Source organism: Geodermatophilus sp. SYSU D00710 (assembly GCF_054050195.1).
Map to the genome: position 1 here is coordinate 18,297 of NZ_JBJGYX010000002.1, position 22,313 is coordinate 40,609.

Here is a 22,313-nt window from a genome sequence, read left to right on the forward strand (position 1 = left end):
TCGCTGCCTGCTCGTGGGGCGCCGCGTGCGGAGGGCCACCGCCTGGGCTCAGCGGGGCGCTGCGTGTCCGGGAAACCGGCCGCACGCGGCGACCCGCGGTCAGCGAACTCCCCGGCCGCGGGCGGCGCCGACCGGGCGGGCACGCGGCTGCGCTTCGTGGGGGTGTCGGTTCGCCTGCCGGGGAACTGCCGGTCAGTATGCGGCGGACTCGAGCGCGTCGGCCCGCGCCCACATCCGCAGCGCCTCGCGCCGCTCTTCCTCGGCGCGCCGGCGCATGCGGGCTGCCCGGTCGCGGTGCAGCCCGAACGGGTCGGCGCGGCAGGCGGCCTCCGCGGTGCACGCGACGTCGTCGTAGGTCAGCGCCGCCTCCGCGGCAGCCGCGGCGGCGGCACGGATGGCTGCCACAGCGCGGCGCGACACCTCGGCCCGCCGGTGATCCAGCGGCCGCTGCGCTGGTGACGCGGTCACGACGCGAGCGTGACCGGCGGATCTCCTGGCGGCTACGACCGCAGGCGAACGGTCGCCCCGCGGATTCGCCCGCAGACGAAGCGCCACCTCGGCGACTCCCGCCGAGACGATCTTCGCGGGATGATGGCCCGGCCCCCGGACCGGCGTCCGGTCAGCCGAGAGCGACCAGGTCCTCGGCAGTCGTCGCCTCCGCCCGCGCCTTGACCCCGCGCAGCATCTGCCGGGCCATGACGAAGTCGGCCGGGACGATCACGGCCAGGTAGAACGCCTCCACCCACCACGGCTGCAGGCGGAGCCTGCTGCGCAGCAGGAACCGGGTCCGGTCCCCGGGCAGCCGGTCGAGCACGAACGCCCAGCTCCAGTCGATGGCGGCGCCGTACTCGTCGGCCCACTCCGGGGGCAGGTGCTCGCGGGAGTGCAGCACCAGGTGCCGGTTGGGCTCCAGCCGCCGGACGACGAACGCGGTGTGCTTCTCCGGGGCGCCGTCGAGGACCCGGTCGCCGACCTCCAGGTCCTGCCACTCGGCCGCCAGGTGGTCGGCACTGGGCCCGTTGTCGGGGAACAGCAGCCGGTCGACCCAGCGGGCGGTGTACCACTGCCCGCGCCCCCAGCCCATCTGCACCAGCCACGGCCACACGTGCTCCGGGGGCGCGTCGATGCTGATCGCGTGCGTGGTGGTCGCCTGCGGCGCGGCGCACAGGTCGTCTCCCGGTAGGCGCCGTCGGCGTTCCTCCCGGGTCGCGCCCCAGGTCCGGCCGAGCCACTGCAGCCCCGCGTAGCCGGTGACCGCGGCCCCGAGGGCCGCGGCGGTCACGCCGGCCGGTCTCACCGGTCCTCCGGCGGGGTGGTCTCCGTGGCGGCGCTCGTCGTGTCCGCGACGGGCTGACCACGGCCGCCCGGTGCGCCGCCACCGGTGGCGGACGGCGCCGGGCCGTCGCCGGCGGTCATCGTCCGGACCAGCTGCTCGGTGCGCTCCCTGGTGACCCGCCAGCGGCGCTCGTTGTCGTGCACCAGCTCAGCGGACTCGCAGCACAGGTCCGCGGCGCGGGAGACGACCTCGGCGGCGGCGTACAGCCGGCGGGGAGCGACCCGGGGCCCGGCCAGGTCGGCGCGCACCGCCGCGGGAGTGAGCTCGATGCGCTCGAGCATGTCGGCGGCACGGGCCAGCAGTGTCCCGATCAGGGTCTGCACGTGCGCGGCGAGCCAGTCGTTGCTGATGATCCGGTGCCGCTCCCCCATCACGTCGGCCAGCTCGTCGAACTGCAGCATGGACGCGGCCACCTGCCACGACGCCTGCATCGCGGTCGCCAGCCACTCCCCGCCGCCGGCGAAGGTCTCGGCGTCAGCGCGCAGCTCGCCGATCATCGCGGTGAGCTCGGCCGGGCGGCCCTCCCCCTCCATGAACAGCACCCCGTCCAGCGCGGTAGCGGCCTCGCTGTTGAGGTCCTCGGTACCCGCGAAGGGGCTCACAGCCCGATGGGCCGCAGGCTCCACGGTGGTCCACCGGTCCGCCAGTGCCAGCAGGGCACGGGCGTGCCGCTGCAGTCCCAGCGCCGTCTCCAGGGGAGCCGAGGCGTAGAAGCGCTCGTGCTCCTTGTGGAACCGCGCCAGGTTGAGCGCCGCCTCCAGCAGTGCGTCGTTCCCCGCGGTGCCGGCGGTCACGACCGCGCTCCGGTCAGCGCCAGCACGGCGGTGCAGGCGTCGGCGTGGCCGCGGCGCACCTCCAGGTGGGGGCGGGTCTCGTGCCGTTCGTCGGCCCGCATCACGTCTCCTCCCTACTCGTCAGGGCGCGGTCGCGGCCCACAGCTCCAGCGTGGTGGTGGCATCCGGCCGCCCCGGGCGGTCGAGGACGGCACGCAGCAGCCAGCGGAGGGTGAACTCCGGCGCGCTGATGGACGGGGCCGGCAGCGGCAGCGGCGGCCGGATGGTGAACGGCAGCCGCAGCACCGCGCCGGGTTCCACCTCGAGGGGCCCGGCCACCGCCATGGTGGCCACCACGGTGGTCTCGGCGCGGTCCTCCTCCAGCGGCATCTCCGGCAGGCGGGCCGGCACCTGTTCGGCGAGGACCAGCTCGACACGCACGCCCCGGGCGCGGCCGGCCCCGCGCGGGGTCACGGTCACCGTGCCCGAGACGGGGACGCCGCCGGACAACCGCCGGCTGGACACCTCCTCGAGGCCGAGGGCGGCCACGCCGGCGTCGTCGACGACCGCCGCGGTGCCGGTCACCCAGTTGCGGTCCGCGGCGTGGGAGGTCACCCGCACCGCGGTGCTCGCCTCCGCGTCGCGGCCGTGAGGGACGTGGAGCCGCGCACGGATCGCGTAGGCCTGCTGCACGAGGTACCCCTCGACGGTCGCCTCCCCCGCCGGCACGGTCAGCGTCACCCGCCGCAGCAGCCGCTGCCCGGCGACCAGCGGCTCGGCCGGGCCGAGATCGGCGCGGTCGAGGACCGCGGAGCGGCGGGAGCTCACCGTGGCGCCGGCGCCCATCCAGCCGCGCTCGAGATGCGCGATCGCCCCGTGCCGGACGAGTTCGACCTGTCCGCCGCTGACCTCGCTGGGGTGGTCGGGGACGAACCGGACGGTGACCTCCAGGGGGCGCCCTGCCTCCACCGTCGCCTCGGCCGCGCTCACCGTGATCTCGGGCACCTGCAGCGGTGCCCTCATCGAGCCGGCCCTCGCCACGTCAGTGACCGGCCACGCCGGCGCGGTCCCGCCGGTCCTGGAGTGGCTGCCGGGTGGCGCGTCATCGACCGGCTCCGGCCATCCACGGCTGCGCCGGCGGGCGGGTGGACCGGTCGTCCGGGCCGGCGACCAGGTAGAGGACCATCCCGACGACGCCGAGGCTCACCAGACCGGTCACCAGCAGGACCAGGAACCAGGTCTTGTCCTCCAGGCGGGCAGTGGCCAGCAGTGCTGCCACCCAGGCGACGAGCAGGCCCACCCCGGCCGCCAGCAGCACCAGGACGCCGACGATCGCCAGCGCGATCAACAGCCAGCCCGCCCCACCGGCGTCGACCCCCACCACATCGGGGCCCTGGGTGACGAGGACGTCGCTGGCGATGGCCAGTCCACCGCCCAACGCCACCACTGCCAGCCCCGCCACGACGGCGAGCAGGCTCCCGACGAACAGCCGGGTGATCTGCCGCTTGCTCATCCGAACCACCTCCTGGAGCTCCTGTCCAGGCTGCCGGGCTCCGAGAGGGCCCGGCAGGGGCGCGGGTCCCGCACCGACCGGAGGGTCCGTCCCGGCAGCCCAGGACCTCCGACCCTGCCCGTACCGGAACGTCGAGGCGTCAGGGGACGCCTGGCACCCCCGGCCCGCCGTGCCGTGCCGAGCCCCGGTGACCGGTCGGCGGGTCCCCCGAGACCAGCGGCCGAGCCAGGAGCGGGCCACCCGGACGCCGCAGGCGTCGGTGGGCACGTGCGGCAGCAGGACGGCCCGCACCCCGCCCGTGCGCCAGGCGACAGCGGTCGACGCCGCACCGACCACCGCCGCCCCGAGAGGAACCCGGCGCGGCCGCGGGAGGACGGCAGGCCGCCCACCTGCCCGCCGCTGCCGCGGCGGTGCCGGCGAGCCCGGGATCGGTGCCGATCAGCGGCGGTCAGGTGAACGCTGGAGCGGAGCCTGTCGCCCCGCACGGAGGTGGGTGCTGATGGTCGACAGGTTGCGGTCCCAGGTCCGGTGCACGTACCGGCGCAGCAGCGGGGCCAGCGGGCGCAGCAGCCCGCGCGGCCGCAGGTCGGTGCGGACGACCAGCCGCGCACCGGACCCGGCCGGCTCCACACGGCCCTCGACGCGGACGTCCAGCCGCGGCGAGGTGCTGCGCGCGGCCCAGGACCGCGGCGGATCGACGCGGGTGTAGACGACCGTGCTGTCGCCGGCACCGTGCCTGAACCGCATCCGGAAGCGGGTACCGACCCCGACCGGCCCGTCGGTCAGCTGCTCCACCGCCAGCAACTGCGGGTTCCAGTCCAGCTCCCGCCGCGGGTCGGTCATGAACGCGAACAGCTCGGCCGGAGTCCGGTCCGTGACGAGAGCGTTCTCGATGACCCGCCGGGCGGCGCGCGGGCCCGCGTCCCGGGCCGGCACGGTGGGCAGCCCCGCGCCGGACCTCGCCGCCTCCACCAGCGCGGTGGCCGACCGCTGCACCCCGGCGGCGAGCACGTCGAGGTCGTCGACGGCGGAGTCGGCGTCGATGCCGACGGCGAGGGTGCCGGTGTAGGACAGCGCGGCGATCCCGAGCGGGACGCCGGCAGTCAGGGGTGCGACCGGTAGCGCCTCCACCAGGCGGGCGCCGGCCAACCACAGCGGCCGATCGGGGCCGGGCACGTTGGTGACGAAGAGGTTGATCCGTCCCCCGGCGATGCGCCGCATCCAGCGCACCGCCAGCCGGGCCAGCGGCAGGGGCAGCTGCAGGACGTCGAGGACGTCGCCGCCGCCGGCGCGCAGGCGTGCCTTGAGCCGGGCGGTGTCCCGGTGGATGGCCGCCAGGCGGCGCAGGGGGTCGGCCTCACCGACCGGCAGGCCGACGACCAGCAGGCCCTCCGGCTGCCCGGCGCCGCGGGCGCCGACAGGCACCGAGGCGCGCAGCACCAGGCCGGTGACGTCGTCGCCGCGGCTGGTCAGCAGCTCCCGCAGCCCACCCGCGACGGCGGTGAGCAGGAGGTCGTTGAGGCTCACCCCGAGCTCGTGCCCGGTCTCGCGCAGCTCGGACAGCGGCAGCCGCACGGTCGCCAGCCGCCGCCCGGCACCGAGCGGTCGGCTCAGCGAGGTGATCGGCGCGCGGGTGCGGAAGTCCGCCGCGGCGTCGGTCAGCTGCCGCCAGCGGTGGCCCACCCGGTCCGGCAGGCCTCGCGACGGTGCGGCGGCAGTGGGCGGGAGGGGCGGGGCCGGGTCGGATGCCGTCATCGGCCGCTCCGCGAGCTCCTCGGGTCCGGTGTCGAGCAGGGCCGCGGCCAGCGCCACCCCGGCCAGCCCGCCGGCGACCACGTGGTGCACCATGATGAGCACCCCGAACCGGCCGTCGGGCAGGCCGGCGATCACCTCTGCCCGCCACAGCGGCCGACCGTGGTCCAGCGGGCGGAGGACCGCCTCGGCACACCAGTCGGCGAAGCCCACCCCGTCCGGCAGGAACGAGACGGCCACATGGGTGGCGGCGTCGAAGGCCGGGTCGTCGTCCCAGTACGGCCGGCCCCGTCCGGAGCGGGGCCACACCACCCGGCGCCGCAGCGCCGGCACCCGGCCGACCCGGCGCACCAGCTCGGCCCTGACCCGCCCGAGGTCGATGCTGCCGTCGTCGCGCCGGAACGGGGCCCCGTCGAACTCGCCGGCGAGGGCGATGTGGAAGGGCGTGGCCGGCTCGTCCACCCACACGGTCGCCAGCTCACCCATGGTCAATGGCGTCGGGTCCACGAGCCGCCCCCCACTCCCGTCCGCCGGCGGACGGACGCGCCCGCCTCGTCGACCCGCGCCAGGTACGCGGTGACTGCCCCCGGCCGCCGCTCGATGACCTTGCCCCTCCAGGCTGCGCGGCGGAGACCGACCGGGCACCGAGCGAAGGTCACCGCCTGCGGGGCCCTCGGACCCGTCCCGGCGCCGTGCCGCGGCGGCCGGTCAGCGCCCGGCGCGCAGACGCCGGTCGGTGCGGTGCACCGCTGCGCGGATGGCCGGTGCGCGCCGGGGGTGCACCCGGGCGTTGGGGCTGTCCGGGCCGTGTCGGCGCAGCATCTCGGCGAGCCGGTCCTCCACGGTCATCACCTGACCGTCGGGGCCCGTGGTCTGGTCGGCGTAGGTCAGCGCGTCGGCGACCGGGCCGAAGGCGTACCGGGACGCCGGGAAGGCACGCATCGGGCCGGCCAGTCCGCGGACCGCGGCGATGAAGCGGGCCGCCGAGTGGTGCGCCACCAGCCCGGCCAGCGGCTCGGGCCAGCCGAGGTCCTGCAGGTACCAGGCGCCGTCGAGGGGGTGGAAGCCCGACCGGTGCAGCCGCGGCGCGTAGCCGATGTCGTGCAGCCACGCGGCGGTGACCAGCACCGGGCGGTCGGCCTGCGGTACCGCGACGGAGACCTCGGCGGCACGGCGGGCGACGCCCTGGGTGTGCTCCCAGCGGCCGTCCGCGTCGGTGAGCAGGTCACGGGCCAGGCCGCGGGCGGCGTCGGCGAGAGGACGCCGTGCGACCGCGTCGTGCAGCCCCCGCTGTTGGAGGTCGGGCACACGGTGACGGTACGCCCGCGCGCCGTGACCCGCGCCCCCCGCCGCCGGCGGGCGACGGGTCGACGGGCCCGCCGCGCGACCACCTGACGCACCGGAACGGGAGGCCGTCGGCCCAGGTCAGGGCAGCCTTCCCTCGCTGGCGAGGGCCCCGCCGGGCTGTCACCCTGAGGCCCATGACGACGATGCAGGAACTCCCCCAGGTGCAGGACTGCTCGGTCAGCAGCTGTTCCTACAACGCGGACTCTGCCTGCCACGCGGGCGCCATCACGGTCAGTGGCGACCACGCCCACTGCGGCACCTTCGTCGAGATCTCGTTCCGGGCCGGCCTCGACCGCACCGGGATGGTCGGCGCGTGTCACCGCTCCGACTGCCGGCACAACGAGCAGCTCGAGTGCACCGCGCCGGGTGTCCGGGTCGGCCCGGCGGCCGACGCGGCCGACTGCCTGACCTACGAGGCCAGGTAGTCGAAGCCCCCGACCGGCTCGAGGGACAGTTCCCCGGTGGCACCGGCGCGCAGCGCGCCGTCGGCGAACGACAGCGCGGCGACGGAGTCGGCGTCGTCGACGAGGACGGCGCAGCCGGGGCCGGCGAGCGGACGCACGGCGGCCAGCACCGTCCGGCGGTCGGCCGCGGTCAGCCCGTCGGTGAGCCGGTCGACCAGCACGATCGCGGCTCCGTCGCGGCCGGCCTGCGCCAGGGCCTCCAGGCGCGGCCCGATGCCCTCGGCGGCCGACGACGACAGCCGCCGGGCCGGGACGGCACCGTGCCCGTCGGCGCAGCGACCCGTGCTCTCGTCGAGCGCCGCCATCACGTGGCGGCGGACGCGTTCCGGTCCGAGCAGCACGGTCACCTGTCCGAGCGGCAGCCGCAGTCCCATCGAGCCTCCCTGAGTCGAGCAAAGGGAAGCCTAACCTCATCGCAGCGCGCGCGTCCACGCCCGCACGGGATCCGGGGAACCGGAACGGCCGCATCCGGGTGTCCGGTGGGACGGCCGGGACTGCTGTGGCGGACCGTGCCGGACACGCACCGGCCGGTGCTTCTCCGGCCCCGCCCGGGCTCGGACGCTGGCGTCATGACGACGACCGCCTACTCCTACGGGACCGCCCACGCCGTCGTGATGGTCGGCTCGGTCGGCACGCCGGAGGGTCTCCAGCCGCGGCAGATCGGACCGGCACACGCCACCATCGGCCGCGTGCAGGGCCGCAGCCGCAAGTCGCTGTGCGGTGCCTACGTCGCCGTCGACGACGAGACCGTGTGGCCGCCGGAGGGCTACGAGGACCACCAGCTCTGCCAGGAGTGCGCCGAGCTCGCCCGCCTCTGACCCGGCCGCTCAGCCCCCGGCCACCGAGGGCAGCACCTGCACGACGGCGCCGTCGCGGACGGCGGTGTCCACGCCCGCCGCGAACCGCACGTCGTCCCCGTCGACGTACACGTTGACGAACCGGCGCAGCGCCCCGGCCTCGTCCCGGATCCGCCGTGCCAGCACCGGGTGCTCGCTGGCGAGCGCGTCGAGCAGGCCGGCGACCGTGCCCGGCACGGGCTCCACCAGCAGCCGCCGCTGCCCGCCCACCAGGTCGGCGAGCACCCCCGGCAGGAGCACCTCGACGCTCATACCGGCCGCGCCGCGCGCACGCTCAGGACGTCGGGCAGGTGGGCGGCCACGAGGGTGAACGAGTCCCCCTCGTCGCGGCTGGCGTAGACGCAGCCGTCGCGGGTGCCGACGTACACCCCGGTCGGGTCGGCCTCGTCGACGCAGACCGCGTCGCGCAGCACGGCGGTCCAGGAGGCGTCGGGCAGCCCGTCGCCGAGCTCGGTCCAGCTCTCCCCGGCGTCCCGGGTGCGGTGCACCCGCAGCCGGCCGCCGGGCGGGGTCCGGTCGGCGTCGGCCACCAGCGGCACCACCCAGGCCGCGCCCGGCGTCCGCGGTGAGGCGGCCACGGGGAAGCCGAAGTCGGCGGGCAGCCCGTCGGCGATCGAGGTCCAGCGCCCGCCGGCGTCGTCGGTGCGGAAGACGCCGAAGTGGTTCTGCGCGTAGAGCCGGTCGGGGTCGGCGGCGTCGACGGCGACCTTGTGCACGCACTGGCCGTACTCCGGCGGCGGCCCGGGGAGGAACGACGTGGTGATGCCGGAGTTGCGCGGCTCCCACGAGGTGCCGCCGTCGTCGCTGACGTAGACGCCGCCGGTACTCATCGCCACGACGACGCGGTCGCCGGTGGGGTGCGGCAGCACGGTGTGCACGGCACCGCCGCCACCGCCGGGCTCCCAGGTGGGCCGGTGCGGGTGGTCCCACAGCCCGCGGACCAACGCGAACGTGCGGCCGCCGTCGTCGCTCCGCCACAGCGAGTGCGGCTCACAACCGGCCCAGACGACGCCCGGCCGCCCGGCGACGTCGGGCCGCAGCTGCCAGACCCGGGCCAGCGCGGCGCCGGTGTCGGCAGGGAAGCGGATCGCGCCCTCGTCGGTCTCCGACCAGGTGCGGCCGAGGTCGTCGGACCAGGTGACCGTGGGACCCCAGTGGCCGTAGGTCACCCCGGCGAGCACACGCGGCGCCGGGCCGCGCACGTCCAGGCCGACCGCGGCGACCTCCTGAGCCACCAGGTGCGGCCCGTCCAGCTGCCAGGTGCGGCGGTCGTCGTCGCTGCGGGCCAGCCACAGCCCCTTGCGCGTGCCGATGGCGAGCAGGTCGGTCACGGCGCCCTCCGGTGTCCGGTGGGGCCCGGCCGGCCCCGCTCACCAGGGACAGACCGCCGTGCCGGCCGGAACTGAGCGGTGCGAGCGCGGGTCAGCGGCGGGTGGCGCCTCCGGGGCCGTCGCCAGCGGCCGGGGCGTGGCCGTCGCGCTCGGCCACGCCGGGCGCGAGCTTCTCCGCCTCGGCCCGCAGCCGCTCCGCGGCCGACGCGTGCTCCTTGGCGCTGGCCGCCCGCTCGCGGGCCTCCTGCTCCGCCAGGCGGGTCCGCTCCTCGACCTCGGCGCGCTCGCGGCGGGCGCGGGCTGCCTGCTCCTCGGCCAGCGCCTGCTCCTTCTCCGCCTGCGCGCCGCGCAGCCGGGCCTCGTCCAGGCGCTCGCGCGCCTGCAGGCGCTGCTGCTCGCGGCGCCGGGCGCCGGCCACCCTGCTGCGCTTGGCCAGCGCGAGGGCGATCAGCGCCAGCACCACCAGCGCCACCACCACGATGAGGACGATCACCCAGGTGTCCACGACGCCTCCCCTTCTCCGAGAACCGCTGGTGAGGTGCCCTCCGCGGCGGCTCAGGAAACGGAGATCACTGCAGGGCGCTGCCGGCCCGCCACTGGTCCCAGGGGATGGTCCAGTCGGCGATGTCCGAGGTCAGCGTGCCGGCGCCGGAGTTGACGATCTCGACGACGTCCCCCGGCTGGGAGAACTCGAAGAACCAGCGGGCGTTCTCGTCGGAGAGGTTGATGCAGCCGTGGGAGACGTTCTCCCGGCCCTGCTGCGCCACCGACCACGGGGCACCGTGGACGAACTCGCCGCTGTCGGACAGCCGCACGGCCCACTTCACCGGCGTCCGGTAGCCGTCGGGGCTGTCGACGGGCACGCCGTAGGTGCTCGAGTCCATGACCCGGTCGGCGTTGAGCTCGGTGACCACGTGCGGGCCGTTGTAGCTCGGGTTCTCCGGGCTGCCGGCGCTCATCGGGAAGTCCTGCACCAGCCGGTCGCCGTCGTAGACCTGCAGCCGGTGGGTGGCGGCGTCGGCGATCGAGACGTGCCGGGCGCCCACCCGGAAGGAGACGGTGCGGTCCTCCCGGCCCCACACGCCGTCGCCGAACGGGACGCCGTAGAGGTCGGCCTCGAGGGTGACGTCGGTGTCCGCGGGCCAGTACTGCGAGGGCCGGAAGTGCACCTCGGTGTCGTCGATCCAGCTCCACACGCCGTCGGTCGGGGTGGAGCTGGTGACCAGCAGGTGGCTCTCGACGGCGGCCTTGTCGGTGACCGGCTGCTCGAAGTAGACGCGGATGGGCATGCCGACGCCCACGGTCTGCCCGTCGAGCGGGCCGACCGCCGGGGTGGCCAGCGCGTCGGGCACGGCGGTGGTGAAGGTGCCGGTCGCCTCGGCGCGCTCGTCCTCGGCGTTCACCGCGGCGGCCGTGACCGTGTAGGTGGTGCCCCACTCCAGCGGGGTGTCGGGCGTCCACAGCTCGGTGCCGTCGGTCTCGCCGTCGGCCACCTGCCCGGGCACGTCGGTGCCCGCGCCGTCGGTCACGGTGACCTCGGCCAGCTCGCCGTCGGTGACCGAGATCTCCACCGGGTCGCCCGGGGCGACGTCGGCCGCGCCGTCGGCGGGGGCGAGCCGCAGCTGCGGCGGGGGCGCGTCGGCGGGCGTGGTCGCCGTCGCCGGGGCGGACGAGGACGACGACGAGGCGGACGCCGACCCGCCGTCACCGCCCGCGCTGCACCCGCCGACCAGCGCCAGGACCCCCACCGTGACCAGCGCCGCTGTCCGTCGCACGCCTGCTGCCCGCCCTTCGGTCCCGCCCGCCCGCGACCCGGCCGGGCGCGGCTGCACCGGGCCCAGTGTCCACGTCGTGAACGGGGAGTGGCGGTTCGTCGGTCCCGCCCCCGGCGGCGACCGCCGGCCGGGCGCTGGTATCGTTCCCTCCCGGAGCCCGCGCAGGCGGGCGACACGCGCCATTAGCTCAATTGGCAGAGCAGCTGACTCTTAATCAGCGGGTTCGGGGTTCGAGTCCCTGATGGCGCACAGCACGTCACACCGGCCGCGCGCGGGTTCCGCGGCCCGCGTCTTGCCCCTACCGTGGGGCCGGTGACAGGCCACGCCGAGTGGTGGTCGGTCCAACGGCCCCCGCTCCGGTCGCTGGCCCTGGATGTCACGTTCGCCGCCGTCTGCGCCTATGCCGGCCTCGTCCTGGCCACCGAGGCGGTCGCGCTGGTCGGGACCGGGGACCTCCTGGCGGCCCGGCTGGTCGCCGTGCTGCACGCCGCCTCGGTCGCCTGGCGTCGGGTCAACCCGTGGGCGGCGACGGCGCAGCTGCTGGCCACCGCGGCGGTCTTCGTCGGCGCGCTCGGCCTGCCCGGCCACCTGCTGGGACCGGCCGTGCTCTTCGTCGTCCACGGCAGCGCCGCGGTGCTCGACCGGCGCCGGGCGCTGCTGCTGCTGGCCCTGGTGCTGGCCGCGAGCGCCCTCCTGCTCCGCCTGGAGCCCCTGTTCCCCGGATGGGCGTCCACGGTCCTCTACCTCGTGATCATCACCGCCGCCTGGTGCCTGGGCGCCGTCGTCCGCACCCTGCAGGTCCTGGCGCTGGAGAACGGGCGCCGGGCCGCCGAGCTCGAGCAGGCACGCCTGGAGCTGGCCCGCTCGGCGGTGGCCTCCGAACGCCTGCGCATGGCTCGGGAGCTGCACGACGTGCTGGCGCACAGCATGAGCGTCATCGCGATGCACGCCGGGGCCGCTCGGCTCGCGGTCGGCACCGATCCGGAGCGCGAACGCGCGATGCTGGCCCGGATCGAGGGGCTCACGCGAGGCGCGCTCGGGGAGACCCGGCGCCTGGTCACCGTCCTCCGCGACCAGGACGACGAGGAGAGCGGAGTCCGGCTGCCCGCGCCGAGCCTCGGGCGGCTGCACGAGCTGGTGTCCCGTGTGGTCGACGCGGGAGTCACCGTCGACGTCCGGACGCACGGTGAGCTCGACGACGTCCCTCCGGGGGTCTCGCTCACCGCCTACCGGGTGGTCCAGGAGGCCCTGACCAACGTGTTGCGGCACGCCGCGCCGACGAAGGCCAGGGTGGCGGTGACGGCCCGGTCCGGCCTGCTCTCCCTGTGCGTGGAGGACGACGGGCCTGCCGGGGGCACCTCGCGGTCCGAGGACGACGGCGTCGAGCACCCCGGCGGCCACGGCACGCTCGGCATGCGGGAGCGGGTCGGCCTCTACGGCGGCACGATGACCAGCGGCCCGGCTCCCGGTGGCGGCTGGCGGGTCGAGGCCCGCATCCCCTACGGGGAGAACGGTCGATGATCAGGGTCCTCGTCGTGGACGACCAGCCGCTCGTGCGCGCCGGGCTGCGGGCACTCTTCGAGTACGCCCCCGACATCGAGGTGGTGGGCGAGGCGGGTGACGGGCAGGCTGCGCTCGAGCAGGCGCGGGCCACCCGTCCCGACGTCGTCCTCATGGACGTCCGGATGCCCCGCATGGACGGCATCGAGGCGACCCGCCGGCTGGTCGCTGACCAGCGCACCTGCGACGTGGCGGTGCTGGTCCTCACCACCTTCGACCTGGACGAGTACGTCTACGCGGGGATCCAGGCAGGAGCTCGGGGTTTCCTGCTCAAGGACGCGCCGCCGGAACGGGTCTTCGACGCCGTCCGGATCGTGGCCGGCGGCGACGCGCTGATCGATCCGGCCGCCACCCGCCGCCTCGTCGAGACCACGCTCCGCCGGCGCGGGGCGGTGCCGGCCGCGGAGGCCCGACGGCTTGACGGCCTCACCGAGCGGGAGCGGGAGGTGCTCGCACTGGTCGGCCACGGCCTGTCCAACACCGAGATCTCGGCCCGGCTGCTGGTCAGCGAGGCGACGGCGAAGACGCACGTCTCCCGGCTGCTGGCCAAGCTCCACCTGCGCGACCGCCCCCAGCTGGTGGTGGCGGCGTACGAGACGGGGCTGGTCCGCCCCGGGGATGCGACGCCTCATCCCACCGGCTGACGCGGTTCTCGCCCGCGGGCCGACGAGCGTGCAGGCCGAGCCGACCTAGCGTCGGCGTCCGGAGGCCTTCGCGGAGGGACGCCATGGACGCCATCGCCGTATCCGGGCTCACCAAGCGCTTCGGCTCGGTGACCGCCGTCGACGGGCTCAGCTTCGCCGTCCGCGAGGGCACCGTCACCGGCTTCGTGGGCCCCAACGGAGCCGGGAAGACGACGACGCTGCGGGCCATCCTGGGGCTGACCCGGCCGACGTCGGGCTCCGCACTGGTCACGGGCAGGCCCTACGCCCGGCTGGACCGCCCGGCGTTCACCGTCGGCGCGGCGCTCGAGGCGGACGGGTTCCATCCCCGCAGGACCGCCCGCGACCACCTGCGCGTCCTGGCCCGCCCCCACCGGATGCCCACCGCTCGTGTCGACGAGGTGCTCGACGAGGTCGACCTCGCCGGAGCGGCCCGGCGACGGGTGGGCAGCTTCTCCCTCGGCATGCGTCGGCGCCTGGCGCTGGCCGGCGCGCTGCTCGGGGACCCGCCGCTCCTGGTGCTCGACGAGCCGGCCAACGGGCTCGACCCCGCCGGCGTCCACTGGCTCCGGGTGCTGCTGCGGGCGCGGGCCGAACGGGGCGGCACCGTGCTCCTCTCCAGCCACCAGCTGGCCGAGCTCGCGCAGGCGGCCGACCACGTCGTCATCGTCCAGAAGGGGCGACTGGTCGCCGAGGGGAGCCTCGCCGAGATCGTCGGCAGCGATCGCGCCGTCGTCCGGGTGCGCACGCCGCAGGCCGCGGCCCTGCACGCCGCGCTGGCCGCCCGCGGGATCACCGCACAGCTGCGGGAACCGGACGAGGTGGTCGCGCCCGGCGCCAGCACGGAGCAGGTGGGCCAGGCCGTCGCCTCGGCCGGCCTCGTCGTCTACGAGATGCAGGCCGAACAGCCCCACCTGGAGGACGTCTTCCTCCGGCTCACCGAGCACGAGAGCCGCCGGCCATGACCGACCTCGTCGCCACCGAGACCCTCAAGCTGCGCACCCTCGTCCTGCCCCGCGCCGTCCTCGCGCTCGGGGCGGCCGGCTCCGCCGTCATCGGCTGGGCCGCCGTGGACATCGCCGCCGACAGCGGGACCGTGCCCACGCTGGCCGAGCTCGCGGTCGCCCCCGGCCAGGTGCTCTGGTTCCTCGCCGTCGTCGTCGCCGTGCTCGCCACGGCAGGGGAGTTCCAGCACGGGACGCTCGCCGCGACGTTGCTCCAGGTCCCGCGCCGCGGGCGGGTGCTGGCCGCCAAGACGGCCGTGGCGGCCGGCTACGGAGCCGGCCTCGCGGTGCTCGGCGCCGCGCTGTCCGTGCTCTCCGGAGCCGTGGCCCTGCAGCTCTCCGGCGCCCCGGTCACCGCCGGATCCGGCCTGGCGCAGGGCGTCGTCGGGAGCTCGGTCCTCGGGGCGTCCTGGGCCGTGCTGGCCGTCGGCCTGGGCGCGCTGGTCCGGAACAGCGCCGTCGCCCTGGTGAGCGTGCTGGTCTGGAAGTTCGTCGTCGAGCAGGTGGTCCCGATCGTCACGCACACCCAGGAGGTGCAGCGCTGGCTGCCCACCGGCGCGGCCAACGCGCTGCTGGCCCACGACGACCCGTCGGCGCTCTCCCCCGTCGCGGGCGGGCTGATCTTCGCCGGATACGCCGCTGCGCTCGCCCTCGCCGGCGCGGTGGTGTTCATCCGCCGGGATCCGGTCTGAGGCCGCTTCCGGCGCCAACCGTGTCTCCGTGTCCACCGCGATCCGGGGGACGAGGAGACGGACCGATCCAGGAGGTCCTGCCATGCGGACGAGCCGAGCCGCAGCCTGTGCGGCCGTGTTGACCGTCCTCACCACAGCCTGCAACTCTCCGCAGGCGGCTGCTCCGGAGCAGGAGGCGGCACGCTACTGCTCCGCGTTCGACGCCTACGAGCTGCACGACTGCCGACCGCAGCACCGGCTTCCGGACGGCCCGCTGGGCGAGCACCTGGGCTGGCTGTTCGAGCAGCTCGGTGGCGACGCCGCGAGGCTCACCGCCGAGGAGCTCGCCGAGCACCTCACGCCCGAACTGCAGGCCGTGCTGCCACCGGAGCAGCTGGTCCAGGCACTCCGGAGCGCGTTGTCCGAGGTCGGCCCGGCCCGGTTCACCGGCTTCGCCCACCCGCCTCGCGAGGACCAGGCCCTGGCGCTCGGCGAGACACCGTCGGGGCAGCGCGTGGCGGTGGCGATCGGCGTCGACGGCGGACTGGTCGACCAGGTCGCCGCCAGTCCGGCGCCGCCGACCCTGGTCCCGCGAGGCCGGTACGACGGCTGGCACGTCGTGGACGGCCGGCGGCTGTTCCTCCGCTGCACCGGCCGGGGCAGCCCCACGGTGGTGTTCGACAACGGGCTGAGCCACTTCTGGTACGACCTGCAGCAGCAGCTGTCCGACCTCACCCGCGTCTGCAGCTACGACCCGGCCGGCCAGGCCGGCGCGGAGGGTCGGAGCGATCCGGCGCCGACGCCGCGCACCGCGGAGGACCGCGTGGACGACCTGCGGGCGCTGCTGGCGGTCGCCGGCGTCCCCGGGCCGTACGTCCTCGCGGGGGCGTCCAACGGAGGACTGTTCGACCTGCTGTTCGCCAGCCGCCATCCCGCCGAGGTGGCCGGGCTCGTGCTGATCGACGCCGTGCACCCCGCCACCCACGAGCGCACGATCGACCTCGTCGAGCCCACCGTTCCTCCCGCGGAACGGCCGGGTCTACCGGCGGCGCTCTGCCGGCTGCAGCCGCCGCAGGTCGATCCCGAGCAGATCGACATCTGCACGGCCGAACAGCAGACGGCCACGGCGCTGGCGGACCACCCGCTGCGGCCGGTGCCGCTGTCGGTGCTCAGCCGCCGTCCGGCGGAGTACCCACCCGGCAGCCTCGACGAGGCGCGTGAGCAGCTGTGGGCGGACCAGCAGGCCGAACTGGCCGCGCTGGTGCCCGGCTCGCACCACGTCGTCTCCCCCACCAGCGACCACGACATCGCGCTGAGCCAGCCGCACCTGGTCGCCGAGGAGGTCGCCGCCGTGGTCGAGGCCGTCCGCGCCGGCCGGTCGACCACCGACCCGGAGGGCAGCGGGCCGTGAGGAGGGCACGAGGCACCGCCCCCTCCCCGCGGGCGGGCCGCGTCGGACGCGTCGGACCGATCGACCACGACGTCCCAGGGGCGCGCACACCGTTCGGAGGGCCGACGTGACCGGCATCCCGACCGTCGACAGCACCTCGTCCACTCCCGCGCGGGCGGCCGTGGTGCGGCGACCCGCACGCATCCGCACCACGGCGGCGACCGCGCTCCTGGCGACCCTGACCGTCGTCCCGGCCTGCGGCGCCGGCGACCCCACCAGCACGGTCGCCGCCGACGGGGCCGCGACGACGACCGCGACGCCGTCCTCGGACGGGGCCGGTCTCCGGCGGACGCTGGGCGGCATCCTCGAGGCGCACCATGCCGACGGCGCGTTCGTCGGCGCCGTCCTCGCGCTGCGCGAGGCGGACGGGACCACCGTCACGGTGACGTCCGGCACCCGGGCACCGGGTGCCGACAGCGGCGACGTCGATCCAGACGTCCCGTGGAACATCGGGAGCGTCACCAAGTCGTTCGTCGCCGTGGCGGTGCTGCAACTCGCTGAGGAGGGCCGCATCGACCTCGACGCCGGGATCGACGGGTTCCTGCCCGACCTCGCCGGCGCCGACCGGATCACGCCCCGCCACCTCCTCCAGCACACGAGCGGGCTGGGTGAGTACCTCAACCAGCCCGCGGTGGAGGCCGACGCACGGCGCGAGTGGACGCCGCTGGAGCTCCTCGCGGTCGCCGAGGCGGCCGGGCGGACAGGAGAGCCGGGTGGTCCGCACGCCTACTCCAACACCAACTACGTCCTGCTCGGGCACGTCATCGAGCAGGTGACGGGCAGGCCCTGGGACGACGAGGTGCGCGAGCGCGTCGTCGAGCCGCTCGGCCTGCGCGACACCGGCGTCGTCAGCCGTGGCGGAGCCCCCGGCTTCGGGCTGGAGAACGGGCAGTTCGTCGACCACACCGACCGTCACCACCCGTCCCTCGGAGGCGCGGCCGGAGGACTGCAGTCGACGGCGGCGGACCTGCTGCTGTTCACCGAGGCGCTGGCCGACGGCCGGCTGCTGTCGGCGGCCAGCCAGGCGCAGATGACCACGTTCGTCCCGGCCGAGGACCTGTCGGCCCACGGGGTCACCGGCCACGAGTACGGCCTGGGACTGGAGCGGTACTCCACCGGCTCGCAGACCGTGATCGGCCACCTGGGCATCGGGGCCGCGCACTCGGCGTTCATCGGGTTCGACCGCGACAGCGGCGCCACCGTCGCGGTGCTGACCAACGCCGCGATCCCCGGACCGCAGGCACTGATGGCCTTCCAGGCGCTCGCCGCGGTGCGGGACTGATCCGGGATCGCTCGCTCGAGCATCGGCCGGGACCCGTCGCGACCGCCGCAGTCCGCCCGGCGGGCCGCCCTCGTCGTGGCCGGGCCGTCATGCCCGTGGTGACGACCCCTCCAGCAGCAGCCGCTGGCGCACGGTGAGCGCGGCCAGCCGCAGGTCGAGGGCCCGGTAGTCCTCCCCCTCCCGCTCGAGGAACGCCGCCCAGGCCGGCTCGTCCCGCCAGCGGTCGACCGTGACGAAGCGGGTCCCGCCCTCGGCGCTGCGGAAGAGCTCCGTGCCGGCGTAGCCCTCGGCGCGGGCGAACAGCCGTGCCCAGTCCCCGTCGGGGCCGTAGGCCGCGACGAACCGGTCGACCGCCGCGGGCAGCACGTCGAACTGCCAGATCCGCAGGTACACGGGCGGTCAGCTCATCCGCAGCCCGTGCTCGGCGAGGGCCTCGTCGAGGATCCGCAGCGCCCTCGGGCCCACGCCGTGCAGCGCGGCCAGCGACGTGCGCGGGACGCCGGCGAGCTGGTCGAGGCGCGTGTAGCCGGCCAGGCGCAGGGCCCCGGTGGCCGGGGCGCCGATGCGCGGTAGCTCGTCCAGTGGCGTCACGCCCCGGACCGTAGCGCCGAGCGGGTGCGCCCACGCCGCGTTCCCGCACCTCGAACCCGGCGTGGGCGCACTCGCTCAGCTCCGGACGGCGCGCACCACCCTCCGGACGCCGGAGGTCTGCCCGACCCGGGTGTCCGGCATCAGCCCGTGGTAGAGGTGCAGGTCCGAACCGCAGATGGCGGCCAGCGTGACGCGGACGATCGCGTCGTCCGGGTGCTCGATCGCCGGACGTCCTCGTCCTCGACCCGGACCTCGTACGGCCCGCGGTAGACCATCGCGCGCACGGCGTCCCCCTCTGTCGGCGAGGACCGGTCCAGCCGGCGGCTGCCTGCGCCGTGCCCGGGGTCCGCGCGGCGGAGACCGGCCGGCGTCAGTCGGCCGTCGCGCCCGGGCCACCGGGGACGTCGTCGTCCGGCCGCCGCCACCCGCCGGCCACCGCGGTGACCTCGGCCAGCAGCGCCCGCAGCTGGGCCGTCCGGTCGCCGAGGTCCTCCTCGTAGCGCGCCAGAACGGCGGCGGCGTCGACGGCGAGGTCGCGCCCGCTGCCGGTCAGCCGCACCAGCCGGCCGCGGCGCCGCGCGGGGTCGGCCACGGTCTCGAGCAGCCCCAGCCGCACGAGACCGGCCACCAGGTCCTGCTGGGCCTGGCGGGTGGTGCCCAGGCGCCGGGCGAGCTCGGCCGGCGGGGTGCCGCTCGGGCCGAGGTGGGCGAAGACCAGCGACTGCGCGGCCGTCAGCCGCGGCCATCCGCGCGCGGCCAGCTCCTCGCGCAGGGCGGCGTCGAACGCCCGGCCGGCCTGCAGCAGCAGGTAGGCCAGCGGCAGCTCCGCCCGCCGTTGCACGGGCGTCAGGTTACCTGACACCATCGTGTCAGGGCACCTGACACGGAGGGAGACGGAGTTGCACGTGGTGGTGTTCGGAGCCGCGGGCGGCGTGGGCCGGCACGCGGTGCGGCTGGCGGTCGAACGCGGTCACACGGTGGTCGCGGTGGCCCGCCGCCCGGCAGGGCACGCGGGGGCGGAGGAGCGCACCGGGGACGTCCGCGACGCCGTCCTGGTCGCGAAGGCGGTGGAGGACGCCGACGCCGTCCTGTGGTGCGTCGGCGTGACCAAGGGCTCCGGCGGGGACGTGGGCCGCGCGGCGCTGCCCGGGCTGGTGGCCGCCATGGGCGAGGCCGGTACGCGCCGGTTCGTGGGCGTCTCCGGGGCCGGCTGCGACCTCCCGGGTGATCGCAAGGGCGCCGGGGCGCGGTTCGTCTCGGGCCTCACCCACCGGCTGGCCCGCGACGTCGTCGAGGACAAGGAGGGCGAGTACCGGCTGCTCGCCGCCTCGGACCTGGAGTGGACGCAGGTGCGCCCGCCGCGGCTGGCCGACCGTCCCGGCACCGGCCGCTACCGCCTGACCACGGAGGCGCCCGGGCTGCGTGCCGCGCCGCTGGCCAAGGCCGACGCCGCCCTGGCCGTGGTCGAGCTGGCCGAGGGGCGCGAGTGGCTGTCGGCGGCGCCGTTCGTCGTGGCCGGCGACCGGTGACCGTCCTCGTCGCCGGCGCCACCGGCACGGTCGGCGGCGAGGTCGTCCGCCGGCTGGCCGCGCTCGGCCCCGACGTGCGCGCCGGTGCGCGCGACCCGGAGCGGGCGGCCGCGGCGCTCCCGGCCGGGGTGCCCGCCGTCCGGCTCGACCTGGAGGACGCCGGCAGCTGGCCGGCCGCCCTCGACGGCGTCGAGGCGCTGTTCCTGCTGCGCCCGCCCGAGATCGCCCGCGTCGAGCGGCTGCAGCCCTTCCTCGACGCGGTCGTCGCCGCCGGGGTGCGGCGGGTGGTCGTGCTGTCGGTGCAGGCGGCCGGGCGCAACCCGTTGCTGCCGCACCGGGCCCTGGAGAAGCGGGTGGAGGCGACCGGCCTGGCCTGGACCCACCTGCGGCCGGCGAACTTCTACCAGAACCTGCTCACCGTGCACCGCGAGGAGATCCGGGACCGGTCGCGGATCTCGGTGCCCGCGGGCAACGGGCGGACCGCGCACGTCGACGTCCGGGACCTCGCCGAGGTGGCCGCCGCGGCGCTCACCGGGCCGGGCCACGAGGGGCGAGCCTACGAGCTGACCGCCCGGGAGGCCCCGACCTTCGCCGAGATCGCGGCCACCCTGTCGGCGGTGCTGGGCCGCCCGGTGGTCTACCCGCACCCCGGGGTGGTCGCCTTCGCGAGGGAGAAGCTGAGCGAGGGCACGCCCCCCGGGATGGTCCTGGTGATGACCCTGCTGTTCTCGACCAGCCGGCTGGGCCTGGCCGCGCGCACCACCGGCGACCTCGCGCGGCTGCTCGGCCGGGAGCCCACCACGCTGCGGCAGTTCGTCGAGGACCACGCCGACGCCTGGCGGCCGGAAACCGGTTGAGCCCGTCCCTACCGTCGGCGGCATGACCACCGCCCCCGTGCTCGAGCCGGTGCACCGTCCAGAGGACGGCGAACTCGTCGGCCACCTGGCCGCCGCGCCGTGCGACGGCGGGTGGACCGCGCACGCCGTCCCCGGCACGCCGCTGCGCGCCTTCGCCACGCGCGAGGAGGCGGTCTCGTTCCTGCGCGCCCGCGGGCTGGCGCTGCTCGCCGGGCGCTGGGAGTACCGCCCGGCCGACGGCGGCGAGCCGCGCACGGCCTGGCTGGTGGAGGCCCGGCCCGGCGCCGTCGTCGTCCGGTTCGGGTACGACCCGGAGTCGGTGACCCTGACCGGCGCCGAGCTGGAGCGGCTGACCCCGGCATAGCGGCCGACCGGCCGGCGTTCCGCGGGTGTGAGCAGCCCGCGGGACGTCGACGTCGTGGTGGTCGGGGCGGGGCAGGCCGGCCTGTCCGCCGCGTACCACCTGGCCCGGCAGGGCTTCGCGCCCGGCAGCGGCTTCGTCGTCCTCGACGGCGACACCGCCCCCGGCGGCGCCTGGCAGCACCGCTGGCCCTCGCTGACGCTGGCCACCACCCACCGGGTGCACGAGCTGCCGGGGCTGCCGTTCGAGCCGGCGTCCGAGGACCTTCCCGCCGTCGAGGCGGTGCCGGCCTACTTCGCCGAGTACGAGCGGCGCTTCGGCCTGCCCGTGCAGCGGCCGGTTCGGGTGTCCGCGGTCCGCCGCACCGGCGACGGGCGGTTCCTCGTCGGGTCCGACGCCGGCACCTGGCGGGCGCGCGGCGTCGTCAACGCCACCGGCACCTGGACCCGCCCGTTCGTGCCGCACTACCCGGGCCAGGAGACCTTCCGCGGCCGGCAACTGCACACGGTCGGCTACCGGGGGCCCACGGAGTTCGCCGGGCGGTCGGTGGTGGTCGTCGGCGGCGGCGCGTCGGCGGTGCAGCTGCTCGGCGAGATCGCCCCGGTCGCCCGCACCACGTGGGTGACCCGCCGGCCCCCGGTCTGGCGCGAGGGGCCCTTCGGCGAGGAGCAGGGCCGGGCGGCGGTCGCCCGGGTGGCCGACGCCGTCCGCGCCGGCCGGATGCCCGGCAGCGTCGTCGGCGTGACCGGCCTGGTGGTCACCCCCTGGGTGCGCCGGGCGCTCGACGACGGCGTCCTCACCCGGCTGCCGGTGTTCGACCGGATCACCCCCGACGGCGTGGCCTGGGACGACGGCCGGTTCCTCGCCGCCGACGTGCTGCTGTGGGCCACCGGCTTCCGTGCCGCCGTCGGCCACCTCGCGCCGCTGCGGCTGCGCACCCGCGACGGCGTGATCCCCGTCGAGGGCACCTCCGCCGTCGGCGAGCCCCGCCTGCAGCTGGTCGGCTACGGCCCGTCGGCCAGCACGATCGGCGCCAACCGGGCCGGGCGCAGCGCCGCGGTGACGCTGCGCCGGCTGCTGGCCGCGGACGAGCTGCCGCGCACCGCCTGACCCGCCCCGGGCGCTCCCCCACCGCGCGGTCGGGGGCGGATCAGGGTCGGGTCGGGGGAACGCCCGGATGTGCCGGGCACCCCGCCGG

General features: G+C 76.4%; 27 protein-coding genes and 1 tRNA gene. 13 read left to right on the forward strand and 15 right to left on the reverse strand.

From position 1 onward, the window contains the following. Positions 1 to 192: 192 nt before the first annotated feature. The 7 genes from ACI78U_RS01095 to ACI78U_RS01125 form a co-directional block, all read right to left on the reverse strand. The gene (locus ACI78U_RS01095) at positions 193 to 468 is read right to left on the reverse strand and encodes a hypothetical protein (protein WP_456873433.1); all 276 of its coding nucleotides are present in this window, start codon (positions 466 to 468) and stop codon (positions 193 to 195) included. Positions 469 to 619: 151 nt separating this feature from the next. Continuing rightward, entirely contained in the window at positions 620 to 1,282 is a 663-nt protein-coding gene (locus ACI78U_RS01100; RefSeq protein WP_456873434.1) for a hypothetical protein, read from the reverse strand. 11 nt (positions 1,283 to 1,293) lie between these two features. Further along, a complete protein-coding gene (locus ACI78U_RS01105) occupies positions 1,294 to 2,130 on the reverse strand; it encodes a hypothetical protein (RefSeq protein WP_456873435.1) in 837 nt (278 codons plus the stop codon). A 120-nt stretch (positions 2,131 to 2,250) separates the two neighbouring features. Further along, positions 2,251 to 3,132 (reverse strand): hypothetical protein, encoded by an 882-nt coding sequence (locus ACI78U_RS01110; protein WP_456873436.1) that lies wholly within the window; start codon positions 3,130 to 3,132, stop codon positions 2,251 to 2,253. A gap of 79 nt (positions 3,133 to 3,211) precedes the next feature. Beyond that, the gene (locus ACI78U_RS01115; protein WP_456873437.1) at positions 3,212 to 3,622 is read right to left on the reverse strand and encodes a hypothetical protein; all 411 of its coding nucleotides are present in this window, start codon (positions 3,620 to 3,622) and stop codon (positions 3,212 to 3,214) included. Between the two features lie 438 nt (positions 3,623 to 4,060). Then, positions 4,061 to 5,860 (reverse strand): wax ester/triacylglycerol synthase domain-containing protein, encoded by a 1,800-nt coding sequence (locus tag ACI78U_RS01120; RefSeq protein ID WP_456873438.1) that lies wholly within the window; start codon positions 5,858 to 5,860, stop codon positions 4,061 to 4,063. A 222-nt stretch (positions 5,861 to 6,082) separates the two neighbouring features. Further along, the gene (locus ACI78U_RS01125) at positions 6,083 to 6,682 is read right to left on the reverse strand and encodes an HD domain-containing protein (protein WP_456873439.1); all 600 of its coding nucleotides are present in this window, start codon (positions 6,680 to 6,682) and stop codon (positions 6,083 to 6,085) included. Between the two features lie 173 nt (positions 6,683 to 6,855). On the opposite strand from ACI78U_RS01125, the gene ACI78U_RS01130 reads away from it, so the two are divergent. Continuing rightward, entirely contained in the window at positions 6,856 to 7,146 is a 291-nt protein-coding gene (locus tag ACI78U_RS01130; RefSeq protein WP_456873440.1) for a DUF1540 domain-containing protein, read from the forward strand. Here the strand turns inward: ACI78U_RS01130 and ACI78U_RS01135 are convergent. Beyond that, positions 7,131 to 7,559: a hypothetical protein gene (locus tag ACI78U_RS01135; RefSeq protein ID WP_456873441.1), complete on the reverse strand. Its 429-nt coding sequence runs from the start codon at positions 7,557 to 7,559 to the stop codon at positions 7,131 to 7,133. The genes ACI78U_RS01130 and ACI78U_RS01135 overlap by 16 nt on opposite strands. Before the next feature lie 195 nt (positions 7,560 to 7,754). Here ACI78U_RS01135 and ACI78U_RS01140 point away from each other — a divergent pair, with 195 nt between their 5' ends. Then, positions 7,755 to 8,003, forward strand: a complete 249-nt coding sequence (locus ACI78U_RS01140; protein WP_456873442.1) for a hypothetical protein — start codon at positions 7,755 to 7,757, stop codon at positions 8,001 to 8,003. Between the two features lie 9 nt (positions 8,004 to 8,012). Here the strand turns inward: ACI78U_RS01140 and ACI78U_RS01145 are convergent, their stop codons facing one another. The 4 genes from ACI78U_RS01145 to ACI78U_RS01160 form a co-directional block, all read right to left on the reverse strand. Beyond that, the gene (locus ACI78U_RS01145; protein ID WP_456873443.1) at positions 8,013 to 8,294 is read right to left on the reverse strand and encodes a MoaD/ThiS family protein; all 282 of its coding nucleotides are present in this window, start codon (positions 8,292 to 8,294) and stop codon (positions 8,013 to 8,015) included. Beyond that, positions 8,291 to 9,373 (reverse strand): WD40/YVTN/BNR-like repeat-containing protein, encoded by a 1,083-nt coding sequence (locus ACI78U_RS01150; RefSeq protein ID WP_456873444.1) that lies wholly within the window; start codon positions 9,371 to 9,373, stop codon positions 8,291 to 8,293. The genes ACI78U_RS01145 and ACI78U_RS01150 overlap by 4 nt, the downstream gene beginning before the upstream one ends. A gap of 91 nt (positions 9,374 to 9,464) precedes the next feature. After that, positions 9,465 to 9,878: a hypothetical protein gene (locus tag ACI78U_RS01155; protein WP_456873445.1), complete on the reverse strand. Its 414-nt coding sequence runs from the start codon at positions 9,876 to 9,878 to the stop codon at positions 9,465 to 9,467. Positions 9,879 to 9,942: 64 nt separating this feature from the next. Beyond that, positions 9,943 to 11,148, reverse strand: coding sequence for a L,D-transpeptidase (locus ACI78U_RS01160; protein WP_456873446.1), 1,206 nt, complete (start codon positions 11,146 to 11,148; stop codon positions 9,943 to 9,945). A 176-nt stretch (positions 11,149 to 11,324) separates the two neighbouring features. On the opposite strand from ACI78U_RS01160, the gene ACI78U_RS01165 reads away from it, so the two are divergent. The 7 genes from ACI78U_RS01165 to ACI78U_RS01195 all read left to right on the forward strand — a co-directional run bounded on the left by ACI78U_RS01165 (position 11,325) and on the right by ACI78U_RS01195 (position 17,777). Beyond that, positions 11,325 to 11,397 (forward strand) — tRNA-Lys (locus ACI78U_RS01165). Positions 11,398 to 11,460: 63 nt separating this feature from the next. Then, a complete protein-coding gene (locus tag ACI78U_RS01170) occupies positions 11,461 to 12,669 on the forward strand; it encodes a sensor histidine kinase (RefSeq protein WP_456873447.1) in 1,209 nt (402 codons plus the stop codon). Then, positions 12,666 to 13,352, forward strand: coding sequence for a response regulator transcription factor (locus ACI78U_RS01175; protein WP_456873448.1), 687 nt, complete (start codon positions 12,666 to 12,668; stop codon positions 13,350 to 13,352). The genes ACI78U_RS01170 and ACI78U_RS01175 overlap by 4 nt, the downstream gene beginning before the upstream one ends. An 83-nt stretch (positions 13,353 to 13,435) precedes the next feature. Beyond that, positions 13,436 to 14,335 (forward strand): ABC transporter ATP-binding protein, encoded by a 900-nt coding sequence (locus ACI78U_RS01180; protein ID WP_456873449.1) that lies wholly within the window; start codon positions 13,436 to 13,438, stop codon positions 14,333 to 14,335. Beyond that, positions 14,332 to 15,066: a hypothetical protein gene (locus tag ACI78U_RS01185; RefSeq protein ID WP_456873450.1), complete on the forward strand. Its 735-nt coding sequence runs from the start codon at positions 14,332 to 14,334 to the stop codon at positions 15,064 to 15,066. The genes ACI78U_RS01180 and ACI78U_RS01185 overlap by 4 nt, the downstream gene beginning before the upstream one ends. Before the next feature lie 115 nt (positions 15,067 to 15,181). Continuing rightward, positions 15,182 to 16,456 (forward strand): alpha/beta fold hydrolase, encoded by a 1,275-nt coding sequence (locus ACI78U_RS01190; RefSeq protein ID WP_456873451.1) that lies wholly within the window; start codon positions 15,182 to 15,184, stop codon positions 16,454 to 16,456. A gap of 106 nt (positions 16,457 to 16,562) precedes the next feature. Beyond that, positions 16,563 to 17,777 carry a serine hydrolase domain-containing protein gene (locus ACI78U_RS01195; RefSeq protein WP_456873452.1) on the forward strand — a complete coding sequence of 405 codons (1,215 nt, stop codon included), beginning with the start codon at positions 16,563 to 16,565 and terminating at the stop codon, positions 17,775 to 17,777. An 87-nt stretch (positions 17,778 to 17,864) separates the two neighbouring features. Here ACI78U_RS01195 and ACI78U_RS01200 read toward each other — a convergent pair whose 3' ends face one another. From ACI78U_RS01200 to ACI78U_RS01210, 3 genes are all read right to left on the reverse strand, one after another. After that, positions 17,865 to 18,170 (reverse strand): antibiotic biosynthesis monooxygenase family protein, encoded by a 306-nt coding sequence (locus ACI78U_RS01200; RefSeq protein WP_456873453.1) that lies wholly within the window; start codon positions 18,168 to 18,170, stop codon positions 17,865 to 17,867. A gap of 6 nt (positions 18,171 to 18,176) precedes the next feature. Continuing rightward, positions 18,177 to 18,368 carry a DNA-binding protein gene (locus ACI78U_RS01205; RefSeq protein WP_456873454.1) on the reverse strand — a complete coding sequence of 64 codons (192 nt, stop codon included), beginning with the start codon at positions 18,366 to 18,368 and terminating at the stop codon, positions 18,177 to 18,179. A 370-nt stretch (positions 18,369 to 18,738) separates the two neighbouring features. Further along, positions 18,739 to 19,209, reverse strand: a complete 471-nt coding sequence (locus ACI78U_RS01210) for a MarR family winged helix-turn-helix transcriptional regulator (protein ID WP_456873455.1) — start codon at positions 19,207 to 19,209, stop codon at positions 18,739 to 18,741. Positions 19,210 to 19,273: 64 nt separating this feature from the next. Here ACI78U_RS01210 and ACI78U_RS01215 point away from each other — a divergent pair, with 64 nt between their 5' ends. From ACI78U_RS01215 to ACI78U_RS01230, 4 genes are read left to right on the forward strand one after another with little or no spacing between them, the layout of a single operon-like run. Then, on the forward strand, positions 19,274 to 19,897 hold the full coding sequence (locus ACI78U_RS01215; RefSeq protein ID WP_456873456.1) for an NAD(P)-dependent oxidoreductase: 624 nt from the start codon (positions 19,274 to 19,276) through the stop codon (positions 19,895 to 19,897). Further along, positions 19,894 to 20,754, forward strand: a complete 861-nt coding sequence (locus ACI78U_RS01220) for an NmrA family NAD(P)-binding protein (protein ID WP_456873457.1) — start codon at positions 19,894 to 19,896, stop codon at positions 20,752 to 20,754. Before ACI78U_RS01215 ends, ACI78U_RS01220 begins: the two co-directional genes overlap by 4 nt. A gap of 22 nt (positions 20,755 to 20,776) precedes the next feature. Further along, positions 20,777 to 21,118, forward strand: coding sequence for a hypothetical protein (locus ACI78U_RS01225; protein WP_456873458.1), 342 nt, complete (start codon positions 20,777 to 20,779; stop codon positions 21,116 to 21,118). A 27-nt stretch (positions 21,119 to 21,145) separates the two neighbouring features. Then, entirely contained in the window at positions 21,146 to 22,225 is a 1,080-nt protein-coding gene (locus ACI78U_RS01230) for an NAD(P)-binding domain-containing protein (protein WP_456873459.1), read from the forward strand. Positions 22,226 to 22,313 lie beyond the last annotated feature (88 nt).